Annotated in this window: 21 protein-coding genes; 8 read left to right on the forward strand and 13 right to left on the reverse strand. The window is 58.3% G+C overall.

Annotated features, from left to right (window positions below):
* Window positions 1-401: 401 nt before the first annotated feature.
* Together rpsT and CRD18_RS01935 are read right to left on the reverse strand one after the other, a co-directional pair.
* Complete coding sequence (rpsT, locus tag CRD18_RS01930) at window positions 402-668, reverse strand: 30S ribosomal protein S20 (protein WP_038628143.1); 267 nt, start codon at window positions 666-668, stop codon at window positions 402-404.
* 289 nt (window positions 669-957) lie between these two features.
* Complete coding sequence (locus CRD18_RS01935; RefSeq protein ID WP_070827886.1) at window positions 958-1,572, reverse strand: type II toxin-antitoxin system PemK/MazF family toxin; 615 nt, start codon at window positions 1,570-1,572, stop codon at window positions 958-960.
* Window positions 1,573-1,734: 162 nt separating this feature from the next.
* Between CRD18_RS01935 and lepA the strand changes: the two genes are divergently transcribed.
* The 4 genes from lepA to CRD18_RS01955 all read left to right on the forward strand — a co-directional run bounded on the left by lepA (window position 1,735) and on the right by CRD18_RS01955 (window position 6,921).
* Window positions 1,735-3,582: a translation elongation factor 4 gene (lepA, locus tag CRD18_RS01940; protein ID WP_049172624.1), complete on the forward strand. Its 1,848-nt coding sequence runs from the start codon at window positions 1,735-1,737 to the stop codon at window positions 3,580-3,582.
* A 12-nt stretch (window positions 3,583-3,594) separates the two neighbouring features.
* Window positions 3,595-4,611: an ankyrin repeat domain-containing protein gene (locus CRD18_RS01945; protein WP_049172626.1), complete on the forward strand. Its 1,017-nt coding sequence runs from the start codon at window positions 3,595-3,597 to the stop codon at window positions 4,609-4,611.
* Window positions 4,612-4,687: 76 nt separating this feature from the next.
* Window positions 4,688-6,271, forward strand: coding sequence for a cation:proton antiporter family protein (locus CRD18_RS01950; RefSeq protein ID WP_049172629.1), 1,584 nt, complete (start codon window positions 4,688-4,690; stop codon window positions 6,269-6,271).
* Window positions 6,272-6,348: 77 nt separating this feature from the next.
* Window positions 6,349-6,921 (forward strand): histidine phosphatase family protein, encoded by a 573-nt coding sequence (locus CRD18_RS01955; RefSeq protein WP_049172631.1) that lies wholly within the window; start codon window positions 6,349-6,351, stop codon window positions 6,919-6,921.
* A 279-nt stretch (window positions 6,922-7,200) separates the two neighbouring features.
* On the opposite strand, the gene CRD18_RS01960 is transcribed toward CRD18_RS01955, so the two are convergent.
* On the reverse strand, window positions 7,201-8,286 hold the full coding sequence (locus CRD18_RS01960) for a biotin/lipoate A/B protein ligase family protein (protein ID WP_049172633.1): 1,086 nt from the start codon (window positions 8,284-8,286) through the stop codon (window positions 7,201-7,203).
* Between the two features lie 32 nt (window positions 8,287-8,318).
* Between CRD18_RS01960 and CRD18_RS01965 the strand changes: the two genes are divergently transcribed.
* Window positions 8,319-8,939 carry a cation transporter gene (locus CRD18_RS01965; protein ID WP_049172738.1) on the forward strand — a complete coding sequence of 207 codons (621 nt, stop codon included), beginning with the start codon at window positions 8,319-8,321 and terminating at the stop codon, window positions 8,937-8,939.
* A 58-nt stretch (window positions 8,940-8,997) separates the two neighbouring features.
* Here CRD18_RS01965 and nagB read toward each other — a convergent pair whose 3' ends face one another.
* The 5 genes from nagB to CRD18_RS01990 all read right to left on the reverse strand — a co-directional run bounded on the left by nagB (window position 8,998) and on the right by CRD18_RS01990 (window position 13,361).
* Window positions 8,998-9,783, reverse strand: a complete 786-nt coding sequence (nagB, locus tag CRD18_RS01970; RefSeq protein WP_049172635.1) for a glucosamine-6-phosphate deaminase — start codon at window positions 9,781-9,783, stop codon at window positions 8,998-9,000.
* Between the two features lie 161 nt (window positions 9,784-9,944).
* Window positions 9,945-10,256 (reverse strand): hypothetical protein, encoded by a 312-nt coding sequence (locus CRD18_RS01975; protein WP_049172637.1) that lies wholly within the window; start codon window positions 10,254-10,256, stop codon window positions 9,945-9,947.
* 81 nt (window positions 10,257-10,337) lie between these two features.
* Window positions 10,338-10,652 (reverse strand): cupin, encoded by a 315-nt coding sequence (locus CRD18_RS01980; protein WP_049193606.1) that lies wholly within the window; start codon window positions 10,650-10,652, stop codon window positions 10,338-10,340.
* 65 nt (window positions 10,653-10,717) lie between these two features.
* The gene (locus CRD18_RS01985) at window positions 10,718-11,506 is read right to left on the reverse strand and encodes a MerR family transcriptional regulator (RefSeq protein WP_049172640.1); all 789 of its coding nucleotides are present in this window, start codon (window positions 11,504-11,506) and stop codon (window positions 10,718-10,720) included.
* 115 nt (window positions 11,507-11,621) lie between these two features.
* Window positions 11,622-13,361 (reverse strand): ABC-ATPase domain-containing protein, encoded by a 1,740-nt coding sequence (locus CRD18_RS01990; RefSeq protein ID WP_187406476.1) that lies wholly within the window; start codon window positions 13,359-13,361, stop codon window positions 11,622-11,624.
* Window positions 13,362-13,503: 142 nt separating this feature from the next.
* Between CRD18_RS01990 and CRD18_RS01995 the strand changes: the two genes are divergently transcribed.
* Complete coding sequence (locus CRD18_RS01995) at window positions 13,504-14,823, forward strand: MFS transporter (RefSeq protein ID WP_242458660.1); 1,320 nt, start codon at window positions 13,504-13,506, stop codon at window positions 14,821-14,823.
* A 4-nt stretch (window positions 14,824-14,827) separates the two neighbouring features.
* Here the strand turns inward: CRD18_RS01995 and CRD18_RS02000 are convergent, their stop codons facing one another.
* Together CRD18_RS02000 and CRD18_RS02005 are read right to left on the reverse strand one after the other, a co-directional pair.
* The gene (locus CRD18_RS02000) at window positions 14,828-15,862 is read right to left on the reverse strand and encodes an NADP-dependent oxidoreductase (protein WP_187400067.1); all 1,035 of its coding nucleotides are present in this window, start codon (window positions 15,860-15,862) and stop codon (window positions 14,828-14,830) included.
* A 59-nt stretch (window positions 15,863-15,921) separates the two neighbouring features.
* A complete protein-coding gene (locus CRD18_RS02005) occupies window positions 15,922-16,518 on the reverse strand; it encodes an HD domain-containing protein (RefSeq protein ID WP_016422339.1) in 597 nt (198 codons plus the stop codon).
* 57 nt (window positions 16,519-16,575) lie between these two features.
* On the opposite strand from CRD18_RS02005, the gene CRD18_RS02010 reads away from it, so the two are divergent.
* Together CRD18_RS02010 and CRD18_RS02015 are read left to right on the forward strand one after the other, a co-directional pair.
* Window positions 16,576-17,670 (forward strand): trimeric intracellular cation channel family protein, encoded by a 1,095-nt coding sequence (locus CRD18_RS02010; RefSeq protein WP_016422340.1) that lies wholly within the window; start codon window positions 16,576-16,578, stop codon window positions 17,668-17,670.
* Between the two features lie 15 nt (window positions 17,671-17,685).
* Window positions 17,686-18,981, forward strand: a complete 1,296-nt coding sequence (locus tag CRD18_RS02015) for an alpha/beta fold hydrolase (RefSeq protein WP_069359607.1) — start codon at window positions 17,686-17,688, stop codon at window positions 18,979-18,981.
* 46 nt (window positions 18,982-19,027) lie between these two features.
* Here the strand turns inward: CRD18_RS02015 and CRD18_RS02020 are convergent, their stop codons facing one another.
* The 3 genes from CRD18_RS02020 to CRD18_RS02030 all read right to left on the reverse strand — a co-directional run bounded on the left by CRD18_RS02020 (window position 19,028) and on the right by CRD18_RS02030 (window position 23,699).
* On the reverse strand, window positions 19,028-20,836 hold the full coding sequence (locus tag CRD18_RS02020) for an amino acid ABC transporter ATP-binding/permease protein (protein ID WP_187406477.1): 1,809 nt from the start codon (window positions 20,834-20,836) through the stop codon (window positions 19,028-19,030).
* 1 nt (window position 20,837) lies between these two features.
* Complete coding sequence (locus CRD18_RS02025; protein WP_231367181.1) at window positions 20,838-22,556, reverse strand: ABC transporter ATP-binding protein; 1,719 nt, start codon at window positions 22,554-22,556, stop codon at window positions 20,838-20,840.
* 117 nt (window positions 22,557-22,673) lie between these two features.
* Complete coding sequence (locus tag CRD18_RS02030) at window positions 22,674-23,699, reverse strand: ABC transporter substrate-binding protein (RefSeq protein ID WP_070607793.1); 1,026 nt, start codon at window positions 23,697-23,699, stop codon at window positions 22,674-22,676.
* Window positions 23,700-23,721: the final 22 nt, after the last annotated feature.

The raw sequence follows: 23,721 nt of genomic DNA on the forward strand, positions 1-23,721 counted from the left end.
GTTGAAGCGCAATCGGTTTGATGGCACTGTATTTCGATCGGCGGGTTTGCTTCACTACTTCTCCTGGTCGAAAGTGGTGATGCATTCACCGCCTGACCCTACCAGGCCATTTTTGTCATAAACGCAGTCAGTAAGTCGGAGCGGCCCGCCGTCGCCAGTCATAAACGCAGTCAGTAACTCGGATTGGCCCGCCGTCGCCAAACATAAACGGGGTCACTAACTCGCATTGGGATTAAATAAGAAAAACCGCCTCCCGCCACATTCCGAATTGAGAATCGGAAAATAGCAGGAAGCGGTTAACTTTCACGGTGCGAGCGCGGCGTAAAAGCAGTGCTCGCACGACGCAAGCGCAGCGCTGAAACAGCCGCTGCAACAGCACAGCTCACAGCGCCAAGAGGGGATTAGCCCTCCAGCTTGTTGAAAGCCTTAGCCATACCGGACTTCTTGTTAGCCGCAGTGTTGCGGTGGAAGACGCCCTTGGTGACAGCCTTGTCCAGCTTGCGGGATGCAACGCGCAGCTGAGCCTCAGCAGCAGCCTTGTCGCCAGCCTCAACAGCAGCCTTGAACTTGCGGATCTCAGTGCGGACTGCAGAGCGGATTGCCTGGTTACGCAGGCGAGCCTTCTCGTTGGTCTTGTTGCGCTTGATCTGGGACTTGATATTTGCCATCGTGAATACCTCTTGTATCCGTAGTAGTTGGAATTGTTACCGCCCGCCACCAAGAAAAGTCCTGATCACAGTGCATATCGTGCTGTACAATCATCGCCGGTCAAACTAATCAACCAGCGAAATCACACCGCGCACTGCGCTTGTACGACGATGAAAACGCGAACCCAAGGTCCTGCCCGCGCTCGCCGTAAAGGAACACAACGGTAAACAACTTGCAGAATCTTAGCAAACAGCGCTGCCTAATTCCAGCTACTGAGTAATTCCAGCCACGCCCCAGTTCCAGCCGCGCCTAGTTCCAGCCGTAGTCCCCGCGTAGCCGGGCGGCGATGAGCTCAAAGCGCCTGCGGGGCATCATCGCACCTGCGCGACGAATGCCAGATTCCGGGATGAGCAAGATTCGGTCCATGCGAACCCAGGATGGCTTGGGGTCTTCATTCCAGAACCCACTGCCGATAAAGAGCCACTCCGGTTGCTCGCTGTGCTCGGTGCGAGTGGAAATCAGCATGCCCAGAAGGTACTGGTCATGGCGGCCAACCACGACAACTGCGCGCTCCCGCAAGGCGGCGTCTTCGCCTTCGAGTTGCAATGGAATCCACACCACTTCGCCGGGGTCGGCTTGACCATCCATGTCGGGGCTGTACACGATCGTGCGGGCCAGTTCCGCGGTTGGACGCGCGATGGTCACCGGGTCTCGCAGGCGAAGTAGGGCCTCCTTGGACTCGTCGGAAAGCGAGGTGTCCTGAGCGAGCCCAAGTTGCGTGTTGAGCTTAAACAGTGCCTCATCGAGTGTGTCGGGGCCGCGGAACCACTCGGTACCGGCGAAAAGACGCGCGCTGATGCGATTGCGCAGGCGGCGCGGCCAGCTTTCGCGGTCATTTTGATCGGTGGGCGAAGTGGAGCTCATGGAATCTAAGTCTAGAGGTTTAGTGCGGAGGGAATCGATAGGTAAGATTGTGCGTGATTGTATTTAAGCCCGGCTGGTCGGTTTTCGAGGCCGGCGCATATGGGTCGGCCAACGCCGCGCCCCAATGCCCATAACGTCTTTATTTTTCGGAGTAGACCCAACGTGACCAAGAATTTTGCGGAGCAGACTTTTACGGACCCCTCACGGATTCGAAATTTCTGCATTATTGCGCACATTGACCACGGTAAGTCCACCCTGGCGGACCGAATTCTGCAGCTCTCGGGCGTTGTTGAAGCACGCGATATGCGCGATCAGTACCTCGACAACATGGATATTGAGCGCGAGCGCGGCATCACCATTAAGGCTCAGAACGTGCGCCTGCCGTGGGTTCCGCGCACCGGCGAGCACGCGGGCGAAGAGATTGTCCTGCATCTGATTGATACGCCTGGTCACGTCGACTTCACCTACGAAGTCTCGCGTGCGCTAGAGGCGTGTGAAGGCGCGATTCTGCTTGTCGACGCTGCTCAGGGCATCGAAGCGCAGACGCTGGCCAACCTGTACCTGGCCATGGAAAACGACCTGGAGATCATTCCGGTTCTGAACAAGATTGACCTGCCGGCCGCGGATCCGGATAAGTACGCGGAGGAAATCGCGCACATCATCGGCTGTGAGCCGGAGGATGTCATGCGTGTGTCGGGCAAGACCGGTGAGGGCGTTGCGGAAATGCTCGACCGAGTCTGTGAGCTCGTCCCGGCACCGGTCGGCGATCCGGAGGCACCTGCTCGTGCGCTGATTTTTGACTCGGTCTACGACACCTACCGTGGTGTGGTCACGTACATCCGTGTTGTTGATGGGCAGCTCAAGCCGCGTGAAGTCATTCAGATGATGTCCACCGGAACTAAGCACGAGCTGTTGGAAATCGGCATCGTCTCGCCGCAGCCGAAGAAGTGTAAGGGCCTCGGCGTCGGCGAGGTCGGTTACCTCATCACCGGTGTGAAGGACGTCCGTCAGTCCAAGGTCGGTGACACCGTCACGCTGAACGCCACGCCGGCGGAGGAGCCGCTGGAAGGCTACGAAGAGCCGAAGCCGATGGTCTACTCCGGTCTGTTCCCAATCTCTCAGCAGGACTATCCTGACCTGCGTGATGCGTTGGAAAAGCTCCAGCTTAACGACGCTTCGTTGACATTTGAACCTGAGACTTCGGTGGCCCTCGGATTCGGTTTCCGCGGGGGCTTCCTGGGCTTGCTGCACATGGAGATCACCCGCGCCCGACTGGAGCGCGAGTTCGACCTGGACCTGATTTCGACGGCTCCAAACGTTGTCTACCGCGTTGTCACTGAGGACGGCACCGAGGTCACGGTTCACAATCCGAGTGACTGGCCTGAGGGTAAGCTCCGCGAGATTTACGAGCCGATGGTCAAGTGCACCATCGTCGTGCCAAGCGAGTTCGTTGGTCCTACCATGGAACTGTGCCAGCAGAAGCGCGGTGAGATGGGTGGCATGGACTACCTGTCGGAGGACCGCGTGGAGTTGCGCTACAAGATGCCACTGGGTGAGATCATCTTCGACTTCTTCGACATGCTGAAGTCCCGCACCAGGGGTTATGCTTCGCTGAACTACGAAGACGCCGGTGAGCAGATTGCGGATCTGGTCAAGGTGGACATCCTCTTGCAGGGCGAGGCCGTCGATGCGTTCTCCGCTATCGTCCACCGCGACAACGCGCAGTGGTACGGCAACAAGATGACCAAGAAGCTGCGCGAGCTGATTCCTCGCCAGCAGTTCGAGGTCCCAGTTCAGGCTGCAATCGGTTCGAAGATTATCGCCCGCGAGAACATCCGTGCACTGCGCAAGGACGTCCTTGCTAAGTGCTACGGCGGTGACATCTCCCGTAAGCGCAAGTTGCTGGAGAAGCAGAAGGCCGGTAAGAAGCGCATGAAGAACATCGGTTCGGTCTCGGTGCCGCAGGAGGCATTCGTGGCTGCGCTGTCCACTGACGAGGGCGGTAAGTAAAAGGGAAACTGCATGCCACGGAAGCGGAAGAAACTGGTCGAAGATTTCGAAGAGCTGCTTGAAGCCGGTGACATGGATGCGCTGAAGGCCGTCTATGACACTTGCGCTCTCAACGCGGTTTTCGGATACAGCAAGGACACTGCACTAGCGCTCCGTGGCACCCCGCCAGAGCTCATGCGCTGGCTGATCGAACAGGGTCTCGACGTCAACACCGAGAACCGGTTCGGTAAGACCGCGCTGGCAGAGCATGCCAACCGGGGCGACATCGACAGGATGAAGATTCTGCTCGAATGCGGTGCGGACACTGAAGCCGGTAAGTATCCTCCGCTTTTTATGGCAGCGAAGAGCCATCAGCCCAAGGCGATTGCGTTGCTGTTGGAAAATGGCGCTGACCTCCATAGAGAGAACCGCCTCGGCCACGGTCGTACAGCATTCAAAGAGGCAATCGCTACCGCCGATACCGATGCAGTCCGGCGAGTCCTAGAGAGTATCGAGGTTCTCCTGGACGCCGGTTCGGTCATCGACGACGAAGTCCGCGAAGAGTTCACTAAGTTTGGCCGCCGCTACAACCGCATGTCAGACAAGGCGCGCGACGAGTACCAGCCGGTCATGGATCGTCTCTACGAACGCATCGGTGCGGAACGTCCGGACGTGATTACGCCTCACGACGGCCACAGCGACATCATTGTCCCCGAAGACAAGTCGACCAATGGCCAGTTTAAATACCTCTGGAATTACCTTGTACCTGGTGGCGGTACAGCCGCGACTGTGCAGGGCGAAGTTATTCGCATCGTCGGTCGGCTCGGGTACGAGGCCCTGGAGATGGGCTACGTCAACTGGGACGAAGACTTTGTCCAGATGACCGACTTCTGGTTGGAGACGGTTGGGGCTGCCGAGGAAGCGATGACCGTCGTGAAGCAGCGCAAAGCCGGGGAGGCGGACATTGATGCGTTGACTGAAGCGGCAGTCGCGTGGGTTGCAGACCACCCGCAGCCGATTACGTTGGGCGAGGTCCCGTATCGGCGCTAGCCCCCAATTGGGTGACTAAAAAACTGTTAATGGCAAGCCCTACATAAATCGGCGGTGCCAGCCGTATCTTTGATGGGTGGAATCTGTCTACCTAACAGCAATACTGTTTTCGATTATCGGCGGACTCGGTGCTTCGTTGCTTCGGCTGCCGCCGCTGATTGGTTTCCTTGGGGCCGGTTTTGCCGTTCATGCAATGGGGCTTGAGGAAATCCCGTTTATTGATTCGCTGGCCGAGCTTGGTGTTACCACCTTGCTGTTCACTATTGGTCTGAAGCTGAATCCGAAGGATATCGTGGCGCCGCGAGTGGTCTTTTCGGGGCTGGGGCACGCGCTTTTGAACACGGTAGTTTTTGCCGTGCTGTTCGGTGTCGCGAGTTTCCTGCCGCTGCGTGAGCTCACGGGGCTGTCGGTGACCTCACTGATTTACATCGGCATCGCAACCTCGTTTTCCTCGACAGTGTTTGTGATGAGCCACCTGGAGGAGCAGAACCGAGGCGCTTCGGCTATCGGCCGCATCGCGATCGGTGTGCTGATTCTGCAGGACATCATTGCGGTCGGTGTGCTGGTGGTTTCGTCGGGTAAGACCCCGGAGCTGTGGGCGCTGGCGCTGCCGCTGTTGTTCTTTATTCGCCCACTGGCGGCGCGTCTTCCCAACCGCATGTTCCGCACTGAGCTGCTGGTTCTCACCGGTATTGGTATTGCCGTGGCCTCGTACTCGGCCTTCGAGCTGGCAGGGCTGTCCGGCTCGCTGGGGTCCCTGGTCGCCGGTATTCTGCTGTCCTCGCACCCAATTTCTGACCGTCTGTCGGAAGCTCTGATTAGTATCCGCGAGCTGCTGCTGGTCGCGTTCTTTATCCAAATTGGCCTCGGTGGTCTGCCAAGTGCTGGCGGCTACGTTATCGCCGCGATTATGGTCCTGTTCCTGGTGTTCAAGGTCACTATCTTCATCGGGATCCTCAAGCGCACCGGACTGTCCCTGCGCACTAGCGCGTTGGCGGGCCTGACGCTGAGTAACTACTCGGAGTTCGGTCTCATTGTCATGGCTGCGGCGACGCAACAGGACATTCTGCCCGATGAGTGGACCTCGATCATGGCGGTCGCCGTGGCGGGTAGCTTCATTGCCAGCTCGCTGATGGTCCCGCATGAGGACAAGCTGGTCAGCTTCCTGCAGAAGTTCGTCCCAGAAACCCCAGAGGACCGCCTGGTCCCAGAAGAGGCAACGGTCATTATTGATAACGCTGATGCCCTCATCATGGGTATGGGGCGCGTCGGCGTCGGTGTCTACGGCAGGTTGGTTAATGAGTACGGCATGAACGTCTTCGGCGTTGACTTCGATGAGGATCGCATCGAAGAGCTGCGTGAGCAGGGCTACCAGGTTATCTCGGGTGATGTGACAGACCCAGAGCTGTGGCACCACATCGAGTTGGAGAAGAAACCAGCGCTGTACGTGTTGGCGCTGTCTGAGCACGCTGAGACCTACGCGATGATTCAGAACATCCGTAAGCAGGACACCGAAGCCGTGGTTGCTACCACCACTAAGGTGCAGAGGTTTAAGGATCAGCTTCTCAACGTTGGTGCCGACATGGCCGTCTACCTTTATGACGGTGCTGGCGAGGAGCTTGCCGACCGCGCAGTGGAAACACTTAAGCAGCGTTCGTAGCCGGATCCGTGACCCCGTGATGGGCTAGCAGGGCTGCCGCGGCTAACCGCACTTTCAGATAAGCCTAAGCTGGAACTATGACTGATTTATATCTCGTGCGGCACGGCGAAACTGAGTGGTCGCGCACTGGACAGCACACATCGGTAACTGATCTTCCTCTGACTGACAACGGTCGGGAAGAAGCCGAGGCCCTGAACGGCTGGCTGGATCCGAAGGACTTTGGGCTAGTGCTGGCATCACCCCGCCAGCGTGCCCAAGAGACCGCTCGATTGGCAGGATTCCACGACTTCGAAGTCGAAGAGGATCTCGCGGAATGGTTCTACGGCGACTACGAGGGGATTACCTCGAAGGAAGTGCAGAAGACTGTTCCCGACTGGCAGATTTGGACTCACGGTGTGCCCAATGGCGAAACCGCGGAAGAAGTCCGCAAGCGCGTTGAACGTGTAGTCAAAAGGGTTCGTGAATCGGGTGAAGACAAGGCGATTCTATTCGCCCACGGTCACTCGCTGCGTGCGCTCACTACGGCCTGGTTGGAACTGCCCATTGAACTTGGCCAGTCCTTCCCATTGAATACTGCGTCCCTGTCAGTGCTTGGTCGCTACCATGACCGGCCTGCGGTTCTGCGCTGGAACCTCTCGCGGGGGCTGTAGCGGCGTTGTGGCCAGTGTCTCGGTGAATTCGCCGACACCGTTCAAGCTCTGTAGTGGGCGCCCGTGAATCACAATTCCGGTGCCTTCGATATCGGGGAGACCACCACGGCGGTGTTGTTACGGCGCGCGCCGAACCCTTCACCAGGTTTTGGTGCATATTCGCAGGATAGGACCCAATTGCACGCTCGCCGCTCACGTCGACTCTCCTTTGTTTACTTGTCTCCTTTAGTTAACTCCTTTTCCCGACCAGCTGTCGTATACAAGTAAGCAGTGCGACGTTTAGGGGACTCGGTGAGTCCAGCCCTCCGTGCCGTATTTGGTGTCAATAAGATGCTGCGCCGCAGCGAAGTCCTCGTCGGAAAGCGATGCCTCGGTGGCGCCGTAGCGGTTGATGAATGTCTGCTTCATCGTGTCAATGACTTCCGCGCGGCTGGCACCGGTCTGGCGACGGAGCGGATCGACGCGCTTCTTCGCGCTGCGCAGGCCCTTATCGGCAATCTTGGCCTTGCCAATGCGCAGGACTTCCATCATTTTGTCGGCATCGATGTCATAACTCATGGTGACGTGGTGGAGCACTGTCGAACCACGGCGCTTCTGTGCGGCACCACCAATCTTGCCGCCATCGGAGGTGATGTCATTGATGGGGACGTACCACGCATTGACGCCGAGCTGTGCGAGTGCGGCGATGACCCAGCGGTCGAGGAACTCATAGGATTCGACGTAGCTGAGGCCGGCGACCAGCTTCTCCGGAACATAGATCGAGTAGGTGACGCAGTTGCCACCCTCCATGAACATCGCGCCACCGCCGGAGAGACGACGCACCACTTGCACATCGTGCTTCTCTACGCCCTCGGGTTCGAGTTCATTGACATAGGACTGGTAGGAACCGATGACGGTGGCACGATCATCCCAATCCCAGAAGCGCAGAGTTGGTCCGCGCTGTCCGGAATTGACTTGGTCAAGGAGGAGTTCGTCGAGGGCAACATTCATCACCGTCGGCAGGACTCCCGGCTGCAAAACCTCCCACTCCAAATCAGTGAAGTCGACAGCCTGTGTCAGTGCACGTCGAACGACCTGCGCAATGATGTGGGTATCAAAACCGTGCAGTCGCACCTCGCGACCAGACTGCTCCTCAAAATCCTTCAGCGCCGCATCGAGGCGAGCCTGTAGGCGTTCCGTATTGTCCCCGGCAGGCGCACCGAGGAGAGCGTCATTAATAATGTCGTAGGCTTCATCGGGTTCGAGGAAAAAATCGCCCGAAATGCTTATCGACGAAATAGTGTCACCGGTGGTCTCGCAGTCGGCAACAACCAATTTGCCGCCGGGAACCTTCATTTCTGAGTGGAATTTCTGCGGGTGCGTCATAGGATTCGATGGTACTCGCGCCGGGCGTTACGATGTCCTCCGTGTTTACCTCATCAACTTTGGATCACCGCGCCCGCAAAATTGTTGCGTGGGTAGCAGGCCTGAATCTTCTCGGATTCTTCATTGAATTAATTGTTGCCTCAATTATTGGTTCCGCAGCGCTGTTCGCCGACGCTGCAGACTTTCTTGAAGACTTTCTGATCAACCTGCTGGTTCTCACCGCATTGGGGTGGTCGCTGGCGAGCCGTCGTAAAGCGAGCTTCGGCCTTGCCGGGCTGATTCTGATTCCGGCGATTGCGGCGTTCGGCACCGCCATTTGGAAGATGATTAGCGGTGAGCCGCCAGAGCCACTAACGCTGTCGGTGACGGCAATTATCGCGATGGTCATCAACCTGGTCTGTGCGATTTTGCTGATGAACCTGCGCAAGGCCGACAGTGCGCTCATGCGCGGCGCGTGGTTGGCGGCGCGTAACGACGTCCTGGCGAACCTGCTCATTCTCGCCGCCGGAGTGGTCACCATTTTCTGGTTCAGCGCATGGCCGGACATCGTCGTGGGACTTGTCATCGGCGTCATTAATCTCACGGCAGCGAAGGAAGTTTACGAGCAGGCGCGTGCCGAAGACCCCGAGCTGGAGATGGATGATGACGACTAGCGCTGACTAGTCCGGGGGTGGGAGCGAAGGTTGGGAAGGGGCCGGGGAGGGCCGGGGCCTACTTCCACATATCCTTCTGCCACTGCGGCTTATGGGCGTAGGTGAACTCGTAGTATTCCTTGTTCTTCAGCTCACTGGCTGCGGCCTGGTCAATGACAACCGTGGCCCGTGGGTGCAGCTGCAATACGGACGCAGGCATCGACGCGCTCAGTGGGCCCTCGATGGATGCGGCAATAGCGTGCGCCTTTGCGGTGCCGGTGGCCAGCAGCAGGAGGTGCCCCGCACGTGAAATGGTGCCAAGCCCCTGGGTGACCACGTGGTACGGCACATCGTCCGCGGAGTCGAAGAAGCGGGCGTTATCCAGCACGGTCTGCGGGTGCAGCGTCTTAATGCGAGTCAGAGAGCCAAAAGAGCTGGCGGGCTCGTTAAAACCAACATGCCCATTGGTGCCGATGCCCAGCAACTGAATGTCAATGCCGCCGGCCTCGATAATCTTTCGCTCGTAATCCTCGCAGGCCGCGCCGATATCGTCCGCGAGGCCATCGGGAATATGGACCCTCGCCGGGTCAACATCCACGTGATCGGAAAACTCATTGTGAATCACGTGGTAGTAGCTCTGCTCATGCTCGATGGGCAGTCCCACGTATTCGTCGAGTGCGAAGAAACTGCAGTCCTTAAAAGTGACTTCACCAGCCCGATGGCGACGAATCAGTTCCCGATACGTCGCAAGCGGAGTCGATCCTGTCGCTACACCGAGGTTTCCACCTTTGTTGGCGTAGTGAGCGAGGTAGTCCGAAGCGATGCTCGCGACTTCGGCCTCAGAATCGACGATGATGATTTCCATGGTGGAACACTCCTGAAAACGAGGGCTCGTGGCAGAAATTGCAAAAGGTGCGAGACAGAGTACCAGTGACTCCACAACGCTAAGCGCTATAGCCCTATTCAGATGAGGTTAATCTGCCACGGGGTGAGACCTGTAATTGAGCCCTGTTTTTCCTGCGTAGGCTACTTCACCCAGAAGTTGCCGTCTTCATCCTTGTAGATGATGTCGCCAGCGTGAGCGACCTGGGTGTCGTTAACCTGAAGCTCAACCAAATCCAGCGTTTCGACGATTGGTTCAATGTAGACGCCACCGTTAAACCAAACCTTGAAAGCATCTGCTGAAGTCGAAGAACCGGAGAAACGGTGTTCTTCATACTTGTGCACTGGTGCAAAGGGGCAACCAATAGCCTGTGCGACAGCTGGAGAGGCAGCAACAGCGCCCAGCACAGTAGCGGCACCGATGGCGACAGCGGCGATAGAGCGAGAGAATTTCATGGTTAATTCCTTCCCGAGTCGGGGATATGACGGAGTTATGGAGATGCCGAAGTGTGCACTGTCAGCTGCTGTTGCTGTGGGCTAGACTGAGCCTTCTTTTTCAATGACAAGCATGCGCGCCTCGCCCTGCGGGTGCGCGACATGTTCGTCGCCGGCTTCTGCGAAACAGATAGTGCCAGGCGTTAATGTGCGTACGCATTCCTCTCCCGCATCGCGGTAGTGCATATCGACGGCTCCGTCGACAACCACAAAGACCTCTTCGCCATCATTGATGTGCCACTTGTATGGCTGATCGCTCCAGTGGAGCCGAACGCTTGTGGCTCCAGTCATAGTGACCACATCCAGTGCGCCCCACGGGCGATCAGCGGTGAAGTCTGCGGCTTCGATGAATTTCATGAGGCAATTCTATGCCGATTCAGTCCCGGATGGGAAGGCCGGGCTGAACGGCTGCTTCCCTGTATTTACCGCCACTCGGCAGTTGCCGGGTCAATGCCTTCCTTACGGGCCTGAGCTTCAATCAGCTCCAGCAGGTAGCCAGCATTGCCGCGGTAGTACCGATCAAACCGGGAATCAGCGACGTACATGCGAGCCAACAGAATCTGCTTTTCTCGACCAGCCTCGTAGAAGCGAGTAATAGAGGCCAAGTGACGGTCAACTAGCTCGGCCGCCTCAGCGGAACCGGGCTCGACGTGGCGCTCGGCGGCGTCGGCAAGCGCATCGGCAAAATCCTTAGCCTCTGCTTCAAGCTCGGCCCAGTCGCTGTCCTTCATCTTTTCCTGAGCCTGCTGAGACTGCTCCCACTCAGTGGTGTCGCCCCAGCGCTCCTCAGCTTCGGCTTCTAGATTCTGCCAGTCGCGGCCCAAGAGCTCCGCTTTCGTCTTTGCTTTCATGGTATTTCCTTCCTCAATCAGTTTGTCCAAGGACTGCACCATGTGGTGCAGGTCAGCGATCTTCTCGGTGAGAACAGTTCGCTGTGCGAGTAAACGATCTTTCCGACTTCTCGGGGAGGAATCGCCGTGGATGAACTCCTCGATAGTCTTCAACGGCACACCGGCGGCGCGGTAGACCAGAATCTCCAGCGCGGTGTCGATGTCCTCATCGGTGTAGAGGCGGTAATCGGACCACGTGCGATACTGCGGGCTGAGTAGTCCGATGGCATCCCAATGCCTCAGCGTGCGTGTGGTAACGCCCAGGAGCTCGGCTGCCTCGCCGATGGTGTACTCGTTGTCGTTGTTGCTCACGGGAATCATCTTTCTGTTTGACGCCGCGTCAAGGTCAAGACCTGACGCCGAAATCCGTCGAGGAAGTTAGCTGGGGCAGCCGCAGGGGAGGGAGCGGGGCCGGGGTCCGCCAATCTTCGAGGCTCTACCGCAAGAGCCGAAGCCGATTGATTGCCGCTGCGACCTCCTGGACGCGAGGCTCGGCCAGATGACCAGAGTTGGTGAACTCAGCTGTCACATCGAAGAGTGAATGACAAAAGTTGTCGTACTCGCGCTGGATTAGGTCGGTGAGGTCAGTACGCCCATCGAGCTGCTTTACGACGGCGCCCAGAATCCGGGCAATTGCTTCTGTTTGGGAGGAGTCCATCAATTGGCTGACAGCGCGCAAATCAAGATTGTCCTTGCCCACCTGAATCAGCTCTAGACCACGAGCACGCGGTGGCTTAGGTGGTTTCGCACCGCCACCGCGCCCACCGCGACCGCCGCCGCGACCACCATGTCCACCACGGCCACCACCGGTAGGGAAGTCAGCCTGCAGAAAACGCTCACCGATCTGCGCAAAAGCAGGCGAAGGCTCAGCCGGAGTAGCCGATTCGCGAAGTTCACGGGCGCGCTCGGTGACGTCGTAAGGCGTGTACGCATCCATAGCAATCACGGTGTCCGCGACATCGATGAAAGCCCCAGAGCCGCCAGCGACGATAACCGTGGAGATCCCGTGGTCCTCCCAGAGCTCGCGGACCCGTGCGACCAGTGGAGTAATCGGCTCCCGGTCATCGGGGATGAGGCGGCGCATGCGCTCATCGCGAATCATAAAGTTGGTCGCGGAGGTGTCCTCATCGATGAGCAGCACGCGCGCACCGGCACCCAGTGCCTCCATCAGGCCCGCAGCTTGCGATGTCGACCCCGATGCATTCGCGGTGGAAAACCGGGTCGTGTCATCTCCGGAGGGAAGACCGTTGATGAACGGCGAGATATCCACACCAGCGATGGCTCGGCCGTCCTCGGCGCGCAGCGCAACCGCAGTCTCGTCGGCGACTACAAACTCGCGGCCATCGCCAGCGACATGGTTATACACGCCCGTGACCAGGGAAGACAACAACGTGGACTTGCCGTGATAACCGCCACCGACAATCAACGTCACGCCCCGCGGAATACCCATGCCGTGCACGGTTTTGCCCGACGGCAGCTGAAAACTGTGCTGCAGCGATTCCGGCGAGGTAAACGCAGTCGCGCCGGGCTTCGGAAGCTGGCTATTGCCCGCCTGACGAGGCAACACCGCACTGTCTGCCACAAACCCAATCAGGTCCGCGTCCGCCACTGCACGGCGCAAAAAGAGCTGGTCATACTCCAATTCCGCGGCTGCCTCGAGCGCATCGATGGGTGCGTTCACGATGGCGTCGTCAAGCGCGTCAAACAGATCCTCACAGATCAAGCGCGCCGCCTCACGCCCGAGAATGCGTCGGCCGCGGGCGGGCAGTTGGATTTCTAGGCTGATCTGTAGGGCATCGCCATGCTTATCGACGTCGTGCGCATCCGCACGGAGCTCAGCGACAGCTGCTCGGCGCAAGACCTGCTGACCTGGAGAATCAATGAATAGCCCGCGACCATACTTCTTCAAAGCGCGCACGAGACGGCGGTTCAGCAAATCGAGCTCCGCCGTGCTTAACCTGCCGGGCTGTGACCGGGAGGCGCCGCGATAGTCCAGTACGGACAGCGGAATATGGACGCGTGCCCGTGATGCCGGGGCATAGGGGTCGGATTGGACCTTGTCGATAAACAGCGTCGCGTCCAGATCCGGCAGGTCGTGGGAGCCACGCAAAGATTTGTATGCACCGTAGCTCTTGCCATCGAGGTTGGAGAGACGCCGATAAAGGTCAGCGGGCATATTTCTACTTTCGTTGAAGATGTTAGATGTTCTTCCCGCGAGTGTAATGGCAGAAGGGGCAAGCGCGTTTCGTGCTTCGACTGGCCTGAGCAGACAGTCGCGTGCGTCAGCGCCGTTGCTGCGGACAGGTAGCGTGAAAGGTATGACGGATAGCTCGGTAGCTGACAAACCTGTAGGGGACAACCCAGAGTCGGTGCAAAAACACGCCAGCACCAACGCCAAGCGCTATGTTTGGGCGCACGGCCTGCAGAATATTGGCGATCAAATCGTCGCGGCAAAGACGTTGTTGCCATGGTTGCTGCATTCGGCTGGCGCGCCGGGCTTCTTCATCGCCATGCTTGTGCCAGTGCGTGAGTCCGGCTCTATGCTGCCGCAGGCTGCGCTGACACCGTGGGTGAAATCTCGCCCGCGCCGCACGACCGTCTGGATTGCCGGGGCGTTGGGGCAAGCGGTCGCTGCAGCGCTGATTGGTCTGGCGGCGTTGTTCCTGGAAGGTACCGCGCTCGGTGTTGCTGTAATCCTCGCACTTGCAGGCTTTGCGACGGCCCGAGCACTGTGCTCGATGGCCTCCAAGGATGTTCAAGGACGCACGATTCCGAAGGGGCAGCGCGGGCAGATCAGCGGCCGAGCTGCGATGTTGGGCGGTGTCGCCGCAATTATTGTTGGTGCGGTGTTGTGGATCATCCGCGATAACGTCACCAAACCGATCGTGGCGGGGCTCATCTTTGCTGCAGCTCTGTCATGGGTGGCAGCGGTTTTGATTTTCCGCGGAATTGTCGAGCCCACCAATGAAGATGACAAGGAAGAGCCGAATAAAACCTGGTGGCAGGACACCTGGCGGCTATTTGCGGAGGATAAGAACTTCCGTGACTTCGTGATTGTCCGTAGCTTGTTGCTGGTCACAGCACTATCTACGTCGTTCATCGTGACCTTGAGTGCGCAGGTGGGTGCTGATCTGGAAGCTTCAGACGGTAGCGGCGGGGGAGTGAACGCAAACGTCGGCATCTTCATGCTCGCTGCGGGTTTCGCTTCTCTGATTGGTGGAAAAGTCGCCGGAATCTGGTCGGATAAATCCTCAAAGAAGGTCCTGACCTACTCTTCGCTCGTCGGCTCGATCGTGCTTTTCCTGCTGGTCGCAAGTGCGCACTGGCTTTCCACCAGCGCCAATGCCTGGATTTTCCCACTCGGTTTCTTCGCAATGCCCGTCGTTCACGCCGGTGTTCGTGTGGCTCGTTCGACCTATGTTGTTGACATGGCAGAAGGCGACAAGCGCACCGAGTACGTCGGAGCGGCCAACACCATCATGGGTGTTGTCCTGCTCATCGTCGGTGCGCTGTCGGGTGTTATCGCTAGCTTCGGCCCTGCGGCGGCTCTAATCTTCCTGGCGCTGATGGGACTGGTTGGTGTCGCTATGTCCAGCAGGCTGAAGGAAGTCTCGGCTCCGCGCAGGGCAGTTCTTTAGTTCGTTAGAACTCTACGACCATCTTGCCGGTGTTGCCTCCGCTAAACAGCTCGAGGAATGCAGCTGGCATGTTCTCGATACCGTGGCGAGTGGTGACATCGTAAGCGACCTTACCGCTGACGACCAGCGGAGCCATTCGCTCCTGGAATTCACCTGCCAGGTGCAGGTACTTGCCCAATACGAAGCCGCGCAACGTAATGCACTTGCCAATGGCCAGAGCTAGGTTGCGTGGTCCGGTCGGAGCTCCGGTGTTGTTGTACTGGGAGATTGCGCCACACATAGCGACACGGCCAAAGGTGCGCATCGCGCCGATGGCTGCCTCCAGGTGGTCTCCACCAACGTTGTCGAAGTAGAAGTCAATGCCCTCTGGTGCCGCCTTTGCTAGCTGCTCTGCAACCGGGCCGTCGTTGTAGTTAAAAGCGGCATCAAAGCCGAGTTCGAGCAGGCGCTTAACCTTCTCGTCCGAGCCGGCGGAGCCAATGACGCGGGAAGCGCCCATCTGCTTGGCGAACTGACCAGCAGCCGAGCCAACTGCGCCAGCAGCGCCAGAGATAAAGACGACGTCGCCTTCCTTCATCTCTCCGACGGCACTCAGACCAACGTAAGCAGTAAGGCCAGTAAGACCAAGGATGCCCAGGTAGGCAGCAGCTGGAGCAACGTTGAGGTCAACCGGAGTTGCTTCGGAATCGGCAATAACAGCGTTGGTCTGCCAGCCGTAAGAGTGGCGGACAGCGTCGCCAACCTGGAACTTATCCGACTTGGACGCAAGGACGGTGCCTACAGCACCGCCAGTCATTGGCTGGTCGAGCTGGAATGGTGGGATGTACGACTTGGTGTCGTTCATGCGGCCGCGCATATAGGGATCAACGGTAGCGACCGAGTTGGCTACCAAAATGTCGCCGTCGTTAAGCTCAGGCAAATCGACGGTCTCGAGGCGGAAATTCTCGTCAGTTGGCAGGCCGGACGGACGAGACGCTAAAACCCATTGCTGAGTGGTGGTGGGCAGTTCGGCTGTGGACGAAGCATTAACCGAAGTCACTATTATTCTCCTGTCGTGTATTCCTGGATTAATTGTCGGTTTAATTGTTGACTCGCAGGTTACGCCTCTTGTACCCAGGAATCGAGGCGCTCAATAAGAACGCTCAGGTCCGCTAGCAAAGGCATGTCGGGCAGTCGTTCGGCAATCACGTTGCGGACGCTTGTGTACCACCACAGTTGCTGGCTCGGAGTAGACCGAAAGCGGTCCCACAGAGCGTGACCATCGCGGTCTAAATCCTCCAGAGTCTGGCTGAGATTGTGGAACTTATCCGCAGCGGCCACGATGAGGGACTCCTCGCTGCCATGAGAAAGCTGCTCCAGGTAGGCATCGGCACGCTCCTGCCACGAGGGCAGGGAAGAGTCTTTGGTGACGCCCTCGACGATCTCAACCACGCGAGGCCCGAACTCATCTTCCATCTCGGCACGTGAGTAGTTTTCCGGCACGTCTTCCAAAATGTCGTGGAAGAGGGCTGCCAACAGCACGTCTTCGTCGTTAGTCACGCTCGCCGCAATCAACATCACTGACATCGGATGGCTGATATAGGGAAGGCCAGAGCCCTTTCGGTAGTGCCCATCGTGTGCGCGGGAAGCAGTTGCGATGCCGCGCATGAGCCTGCTGCTGGGGCGTGCTGAAGCAAAGGTGTCAGCGTTTTGCATGGGTATCCCGACCTTTCGTTGATGCTTGAAAAATAGCAGCGTCTAAGCTTGAACATCATGAACGTCGCAGAAGTAGATCCGCTCATCGAGTCGATGTACCGGTGGTCCGATGTCAGTGGTGTCCTGCTCATGGGCATCATCGGTGGCACCATCGCCCGGCAACGAGGCTACGACATCATCGGGTTCTTCTTTATTGCGCTGTTCTCCGCACTGGGGGGCGGCATGATTCGCGATGTTCTGATTAACCAGGGCACCGTCGCCGCAATGAGCCAGCCGGAGTACCTAATCCTGGCGTTTACTGGTGCGCTCATTGCGCGATTTTTCTATTTCAAAGGAAAGACCTGGGAATACGTTCAGGTCCACGGTGACGCTGTGGTCTCGGGACTCTGGGCAGCTACGGGAACGGTCAAAGGCGTCACGTATGGTCTGCCCATTCTGCCGTGCATCATGATGGGCGTTTTCACCGCCACTGGTGGTTCCATGATCCGCGACATTGTGACCGGGCGAGTACCCGCTGTTTTCGGCGGCAACCAGCCCACGGTCATCCCGGCCGTGGCTTGCGCGGTCATTGTCATCGGAGGCCACCATTTGGGATTTATGGCCGTGTCCATGGTCATTGGTCCTATCGTCAGCATCCTGCTTTCGCTGCTGGGGTACTGGGGTAATTGGCGAGTGTCGGCACACTCGGAGTGGGCGCCACTGAACGACACCGCGGCGCAGATTGCGGTCCTCGCACGTCGAGCAGAGGGCAAGAGCCGCGAGGTTGGTCGACGTTTCGAGCCCGCACGCCTCCGCAGCTGGCGTCACCGACAGATGGAAAAAGCGCTGCAGCGTCGCATTCAGGCTGAGGTTGATAGGGGAGTGTCGCGTTCCGACGCCGAGGCCAACGCGGAGGAATTCCTGGAGGAGTTCAATGCGGACTTCCCAGCGGATCTGCACATGCCGACGGCGCAGCAGGAGACAGTGCAGGATGACAGCGACGAATCCGATTTCGGTGTGGACCTATCCGGTGATTCCTATGATGACTACGGAGAAGATACGGCACTGCGGCAGCGGGAATACCGGGAGATGTTGGATCAAATTCTTGCGGACGATGAGGCGACCGATTTACTCGTCGCAAAGCTGATGAAGAAATACGAGCAGCGGGATTAGAGGAGCGGCAGAGACATGGCATCGACGAGTACTGCAAGCAGGCATTTTGGGTACATTATTAAGGAACACACCGTTGAGGTGCCCTGGGATCCTTTTACCGAAGCTGCGAATGCCGCGACATTTGAGCTTTTCGCCAGGGAAATCTATGCGCCAGGAAATGAGGATGCGCCGGCAATTGTCTATTTGCAGGGCGGCCCGGGATTTCCGGCACCGCGTCCGGTAGGTGCCAGCGGAGTAATCGGTGAGGCGCTGAAGGAATTCCGCGTCATCCTGCTGGATCAGCGCGGCACTGGGCGCTCGCATCGAATTGATGCGGCCAATATTGCAGATGTTCCGGCCGAGCGGCTTGCCCAATTGCGTCAGGAATACATCGTCGAAGACGCGGAGGCATTGCGAAAGCATTTGGGCATTGCCAAATGGTCGCTGTATGGCCAGTCTTTTGGCGGGTTTTGTATTACTTCGTATCTCAGCTGCTATCCGGAATCCGTGGAGCACGCTTATCTCACAGGCGGTTTACCTGTTCTGGACCGTGGTGCTGACGACCTTTATCGCACGACGTATGCGAAGCTGCGCACCCGTCACGAGCGTTTTTATCGCGAGTATCCGTGGGTCGAAAACCGAATTCGAGAAATCTGCGCGCACCTCGAGCAATCTGCAGAAACTCTCCCCACCGGTGAGCGACTGAGTTCTCGCCGATTCCGCACCATCGGAATTGAATTAGGCCGCGGAGATGGATTCCACAATCTGGCGTATTTGTTGGAAGAGCCATTCCACATTCGCAATGGCGAAAAGCAATTGCGCACCGATTTTCTGGCCGATGTAGGATCCCGCGTGAGTTTCGCCGACGGTCCGCTATACGCCGCGATTCACGAATCCATTTATGGTGGCGTCGGAAACCAGCCCACAACTAATTGGGCAGCTCACCGTATTCGCGAGGAAATCCCAGGTTTTGAAGAAAAGGCCAATCCTGCAGGAGACGAGCCGTTCTACCTCACCGGTGAGCACGTTTTCCCCTGGCAATTCGACGAGGACCCCGCGCTCGTTCCTTTCAAGGAAAAGGCGGAAGCATTTGCGCAGCACACCTGGGAAAGCTCGCCGTATGATTCCGCACGCTTGCTTGCCGACGCCCCAACCTCGGCAGCCGCGGTTTACCTCGACGATATTTTCGTGCCGTTCGAGTACTCCATGGAGACAGCCAACTGCTACCGGGACCTGCGGCCACATGTGACCAATGCATTCCAGCATGACGGCATTCGCCACGATGGTGCGGCAATCTTTGCCCGGCTCCGCGAGCTCGTCGAGGATCACTAGGCGAGTATCCGAGCGCTGAGTCTTAGCGCGGTGAGCTCGACCGAGCCTAGACCTGTGCGCGCGCCAGTCGAGCAAAGGCACCGTCGGCGCTCAAGAGGTTGTCATACGTGCCACGTTCGATGAGCTGGCCGTTTTCGATGACCAGGATGTCATCGGCCTCGGCCAGTGTCTGAAGTCGGTGTGCGATGAAGATGCAGGTCGCGCCACATGCGCGGGCATTGTCCACGATACGAGCCTGCGTCAGCGGATCCTGGTGGCTGGTAGCTTCGTCGAAAATGACAATCTTTCCGGCGAGGTGTGCGGTGGGTGCATGGGGCACGGAGCCGTCGGCAAGTACCGCGCGTAGGTAGGTGCGGGCCAGCGCCAGACGTTGACGCTGACCACCGCTGAGCCGCTGCGCGCGGCGGCCAATGGGCCTGTCCAGCGGCATCTCAGCAGGGTTGATGGCGGCGAGTTCGAGTGCCCAGTGCATGAGCGATTCGGGAACCTTGCAGTCATCAGGTGCGCCGAGACACAAATTCTCAGCGACGGTGGCCTCCATGAGAAAGGGATTCTGATCTGCGACAACAACAGCTCGGCAGACATTGGTTGAGCCGAGGTCACGGGCATTGTGGCCATTGATGATGACCTCTCCCGCATCCGGATCGACATGCCGTTGGATTAACCGGGAGAGTGTGGACTTTCCCGAGCCGGTTGGTCCGACCACACCGATGAACTGCCCTGTGGCAATGCGCAGACTGATATCGCTCAGCGCGGGGTGATCAGCGCCAGGGTAGCGGTAGCTGACATCGCGCAGTTCGAGGGCAGGGACTGAGCTGGTGGATTCGGACAGGGACGTTTCCACATCTGGTGTCTTCGGTTCTTCCACAGTCGGCGGCTGCGCGGCCAGCTCCCTGATCCGAGTGACTGCATTGAGTCCTGCTGGCAGAGAAGATGCTAGGCGCTCGATCGAATCCATTGATGAAGCAGTTCCCGCCACCAGGGACGTCGTCACCAAAACAGCAGGGAGCATACGGTAGTCGGCTGAAAGCGCCGGGATACCAGCACAAAAGACGGCAATGCTGCCACCCCAAATCCGAAGTCCCGTTGCACCAGAACGGAGGCCCGCCCGCTTGCCGCCTGTACGCATTTTCTGAGCAAGCTGTTCATCGAGCTCACGCAATCCCCGCAGCCGCTGCTCGGCTGCGCCGTAGATGAGGATTTCCTCCCGAAGGCGCAGCGTATCGGCAATGTACTGCGCAATGTCCGTGCGCGTGGAGTTCGTTGCGGAAGCCTCCGCAGTCGCCTTCTTAGAGCCTGCGAGTGCAATCACAAAACCAACCGCAAAGGTCAGCGTCAGAGCAATCGCAGGCAGGGCTCCGGCAGTCAATGCCGCTGTCACGACCGCCATCAGCGGAATCAGTACGGCCGTCACCGCGGGCGCAATTGTGTGCGCGAAGAAGACTTCCACTCGGTCAACATCACGAATCGCAATTGTGTGAATCCTGGCAGTACCCAGCCCATCGGTTACCGCGGGCGCCTGCGGGATAAGACGCTCGACGATCCACAGCCGCAGCTCGCCGAGCAGTCGAAATGCCGCCAAATGCCCGAGGTACTGCTCGACATACCGCAGAATCGCTTTCAACAGCGCCAGCCCTGCAACCACGCCAATGACCGCCCACGTCCACTGCATGCCCATGCTTTGCGACGAGTCGGTTGCGTCCCACTTCGACAGCGCAATTGTGGCAATTGCCCAGGCGGGCACAGCCAGCATCAATGCACCCAGAATGTGCCCAGCCACGCGTGCGAGGATAGATGCACTGAGCGCTCCGCGAGCCTGTGCGGAAAAGCGCAGCAACCAGATGATGTTGTTCATGTCAGCTCTCCTCGGTCAGCGCTCGTGCGTAATACTCATTGCTTGTGCTCAGTTGGTCGGGTTTGCCCGCAGCCACGATCCGGCCTTCGGCGACGACAATGACCAGATCAACGTCCGATAGCGCTTCCATGCGGTGAGCGACCATGATGCTCGTTCGTCCTTCAGCAAGGCGGGTCAAGGACTCCTTGATGAGACCTTCCGTCCGACGATCGATGTCCGCTGTCGGCTCGTCGAGAAGCACAATCGAAGCGGTGCCGAGCAGACCACGCGCCATGGCCAGGCGACGTCGTTGCCCGCCTGAGAGCCAATTGCCCTGATCCCCGACCTCCGAATCGAGACCGCCAGGGCGCTGCTCGATTTCGGTGAGTAAGTGCACGTCGCGAAGTGCTTCTCGCATATCGACGGCCGTTGCGTCCGGGCATGCGATGCGAAGATTATCCGCGACGGTGGTGCCGAAGATGGCTGGTTGCTGGGAGATGAGCAGCGAGTTGGCGAGCAACTCCGGGGTCGAAAGCGCGTCGCCGTCAAGGCAGACTTCCCCGGAATGCGGCTGCAGACCTGCGAGTACACGCAGGAGTGTGCTCTTTCCAGAACCGCTGGGGCCAACGATGCCGACTCTGCTGCCGGCTGGAATTGTCAGGTTGATATCGGAGAGAATGCGCTTTTCGCCGACGTCAACGCTCACATTGCGGAGAGCAACTTCCGGTGCCTGCGGTGCGGTGGCCTTGGTGGAATGCGCTGTTGCGGCTGTGGACGCTTCAGCTGCAGGCTCGCCGAATACCTCCACAATTCCATTTCGATGCGTGCGCCCACCGAGTCCGATGTAGAAAGTGCGGCCGACGCGATTGACGGGCTCGTAGAGCAGAACGGATAGGAAAACACCTGCGAGGGCTGTGCCAACGCTGATTGCATCTGCCTGCAAACGCAGCAGGACAAGGCCGATTGCTGTGGTCGACATTGCAATGCCAAAAACCGCGTCGTTGACAATGATCATCAGCTGATTGCGGGCGAGCAGGGCGGTGAGCTCAGACATCGCAGTGCGAGTTTGGCTGGCAAAACGTGCCATGACTCGATCAATTGCTCCAAGAACTTTGAATGTTCCCAGCCCTTCGAGCATCTCCAAGTAGGCATGCGTGGCCTTCGCTTGCTTTCGGCGATACGTCGCATTGGATTTCCGCAGAATCTTTCCCGCACCAATAATAATCAACGGCGTGGAAATGAAAAATAGTGCCAACCACAAGGCGGTTTTCGTATCCACCCACAAAGCCCACACCGCCAAAATGATCAGTGGAGCACTAAACGAGGCCAACGTGGGAGCGAGAAATGTCGCTCGATAATTCGCGGTCTGTTCGACGCTTGTGGTCGCGGCATCGAAGAGTAGGCCCTCGCCAGTGTTGGAGGCGCTTCGGTGTGCGTGACCAGCTTTCCCGGAGCCGTGCCCTCTTCCATGCGCCTGCTTTGGGGCCTGTTCAGGAGCAGAAAACTCCGGCTTCAGCACACTGCCAACCACATGTGAGCGCCACAGCTTTTCCTGCTCACCAGCAAGCCGTGGTGGCAATGCCTCCGTGACAAAAGCACAGAGGCTTCCCAGAATGACCGCCACAATTGCAGCGGACAGGGATTCATGAAGTCCCCACTGCCCAAACCAGTTGCCGCCACTGGTGTCTGCGACACCGCCGTACAAACTGCTTAGAGCATCGAGCGCGTGTCCAAGAGACACGGCACTGAGAGCGAAGAAAAAGCTGCGCCCCCAGCTGGATAACAAAACCCAGTGCATTCGGCGGGGTGGGGAAGTCAGTGCTTCATGAATCCACATAGCGACGTGAAAACCTATTTTCTATTTAGCCAGCGCGTCAGCGATCTCACGCAGTCCATCGGGCATGTGCATTCCGGCGGTGCCAGAGGTCGTCTTCGCATCAATCAGTTGCACTCGATCATTCTTGACCGCAGCGACGTCGGCAAGCGCCGGATTATCCAGCAATTCCTGGAATGGAGCCTTGCCCTGGCCGTGGAAATCCTGGATCAAAATGACATCCGGATTGAGCTGCACAATTGTTTCCGGATCAGCGGGAACGGCACCCGGGCGCTTGCCCTTTGGCGAAATCGGCTCGCCACCGGCCAGCTCAACGAGATTCGTCGTCGCCGACTGCATGCCCATAATCATCTTCTGACCACCGCGGGCAAACAGGACCAGCGTCTTTGGCTTAGTTGTGGAATCAATTTCCGAGAGAATCTCTTCGGTTTCCGATTCAATCTTGGCAACCATCTCGGCCGCCTTGTCTTCGGCTCCGAGCAACTTGCCGAGCTTGGTCACCGACTCCGCCAGCGCCTTCGGCGAGGCGAAATCACTGCTGGCAAACGCCGCGGTCGGGACATCGCTGGCACCCAGCAGCTCACTTGCCGACTGCTCCTGATCATGGCGGCTGGTCATCAACACCATGTCCGGCTCATAGGACAGAATCTGCTCCGGATCCGGCTTCGTGGAGTTGGCAATCGCGTTAGGCACCTGACGCGCCAGCTCAACCTGATTACCCGAGCTCTCATCGAGCGCATTCTTCGTCACGGCTACGACACGCTCCGGCCCAACCAGTTCCAACGCCAGATCCGCAACCTCGGTCGACAGTGCAACGATGCGCTTCGGCTGGCTCTGCACCGTAACGTCGTGGTCGCCGACGGTCACAGTCCGCGGCCACTGCGCCTGCTTGTTCGTCGCAGTTTCGCTTGACGACGGCTGCTGCGACGCCTCCTCCGAAGAGGAACAGGCGACCATCGCAGCGAGTGGAAGCGCTGCAATCAATGGCAGAGTGAAGGCCTTTTTAGAGTTTCGCTTCAAGGCAGAGATAGGAGAAGTTGGTGAAAACACGAAAGTACTTCCTTGAATGTTG

This window comes from Corynebacterium sp. LK31, assembly GCF_014335015.1.
Taxonomy (GTDB): domain Bacteria; phylum Actinomycetota; class Actinomycetes; order Mycobacteriales; family Mycobacteriaceae; genus Corynebacterium; species Corynebacterium jeikeium_D.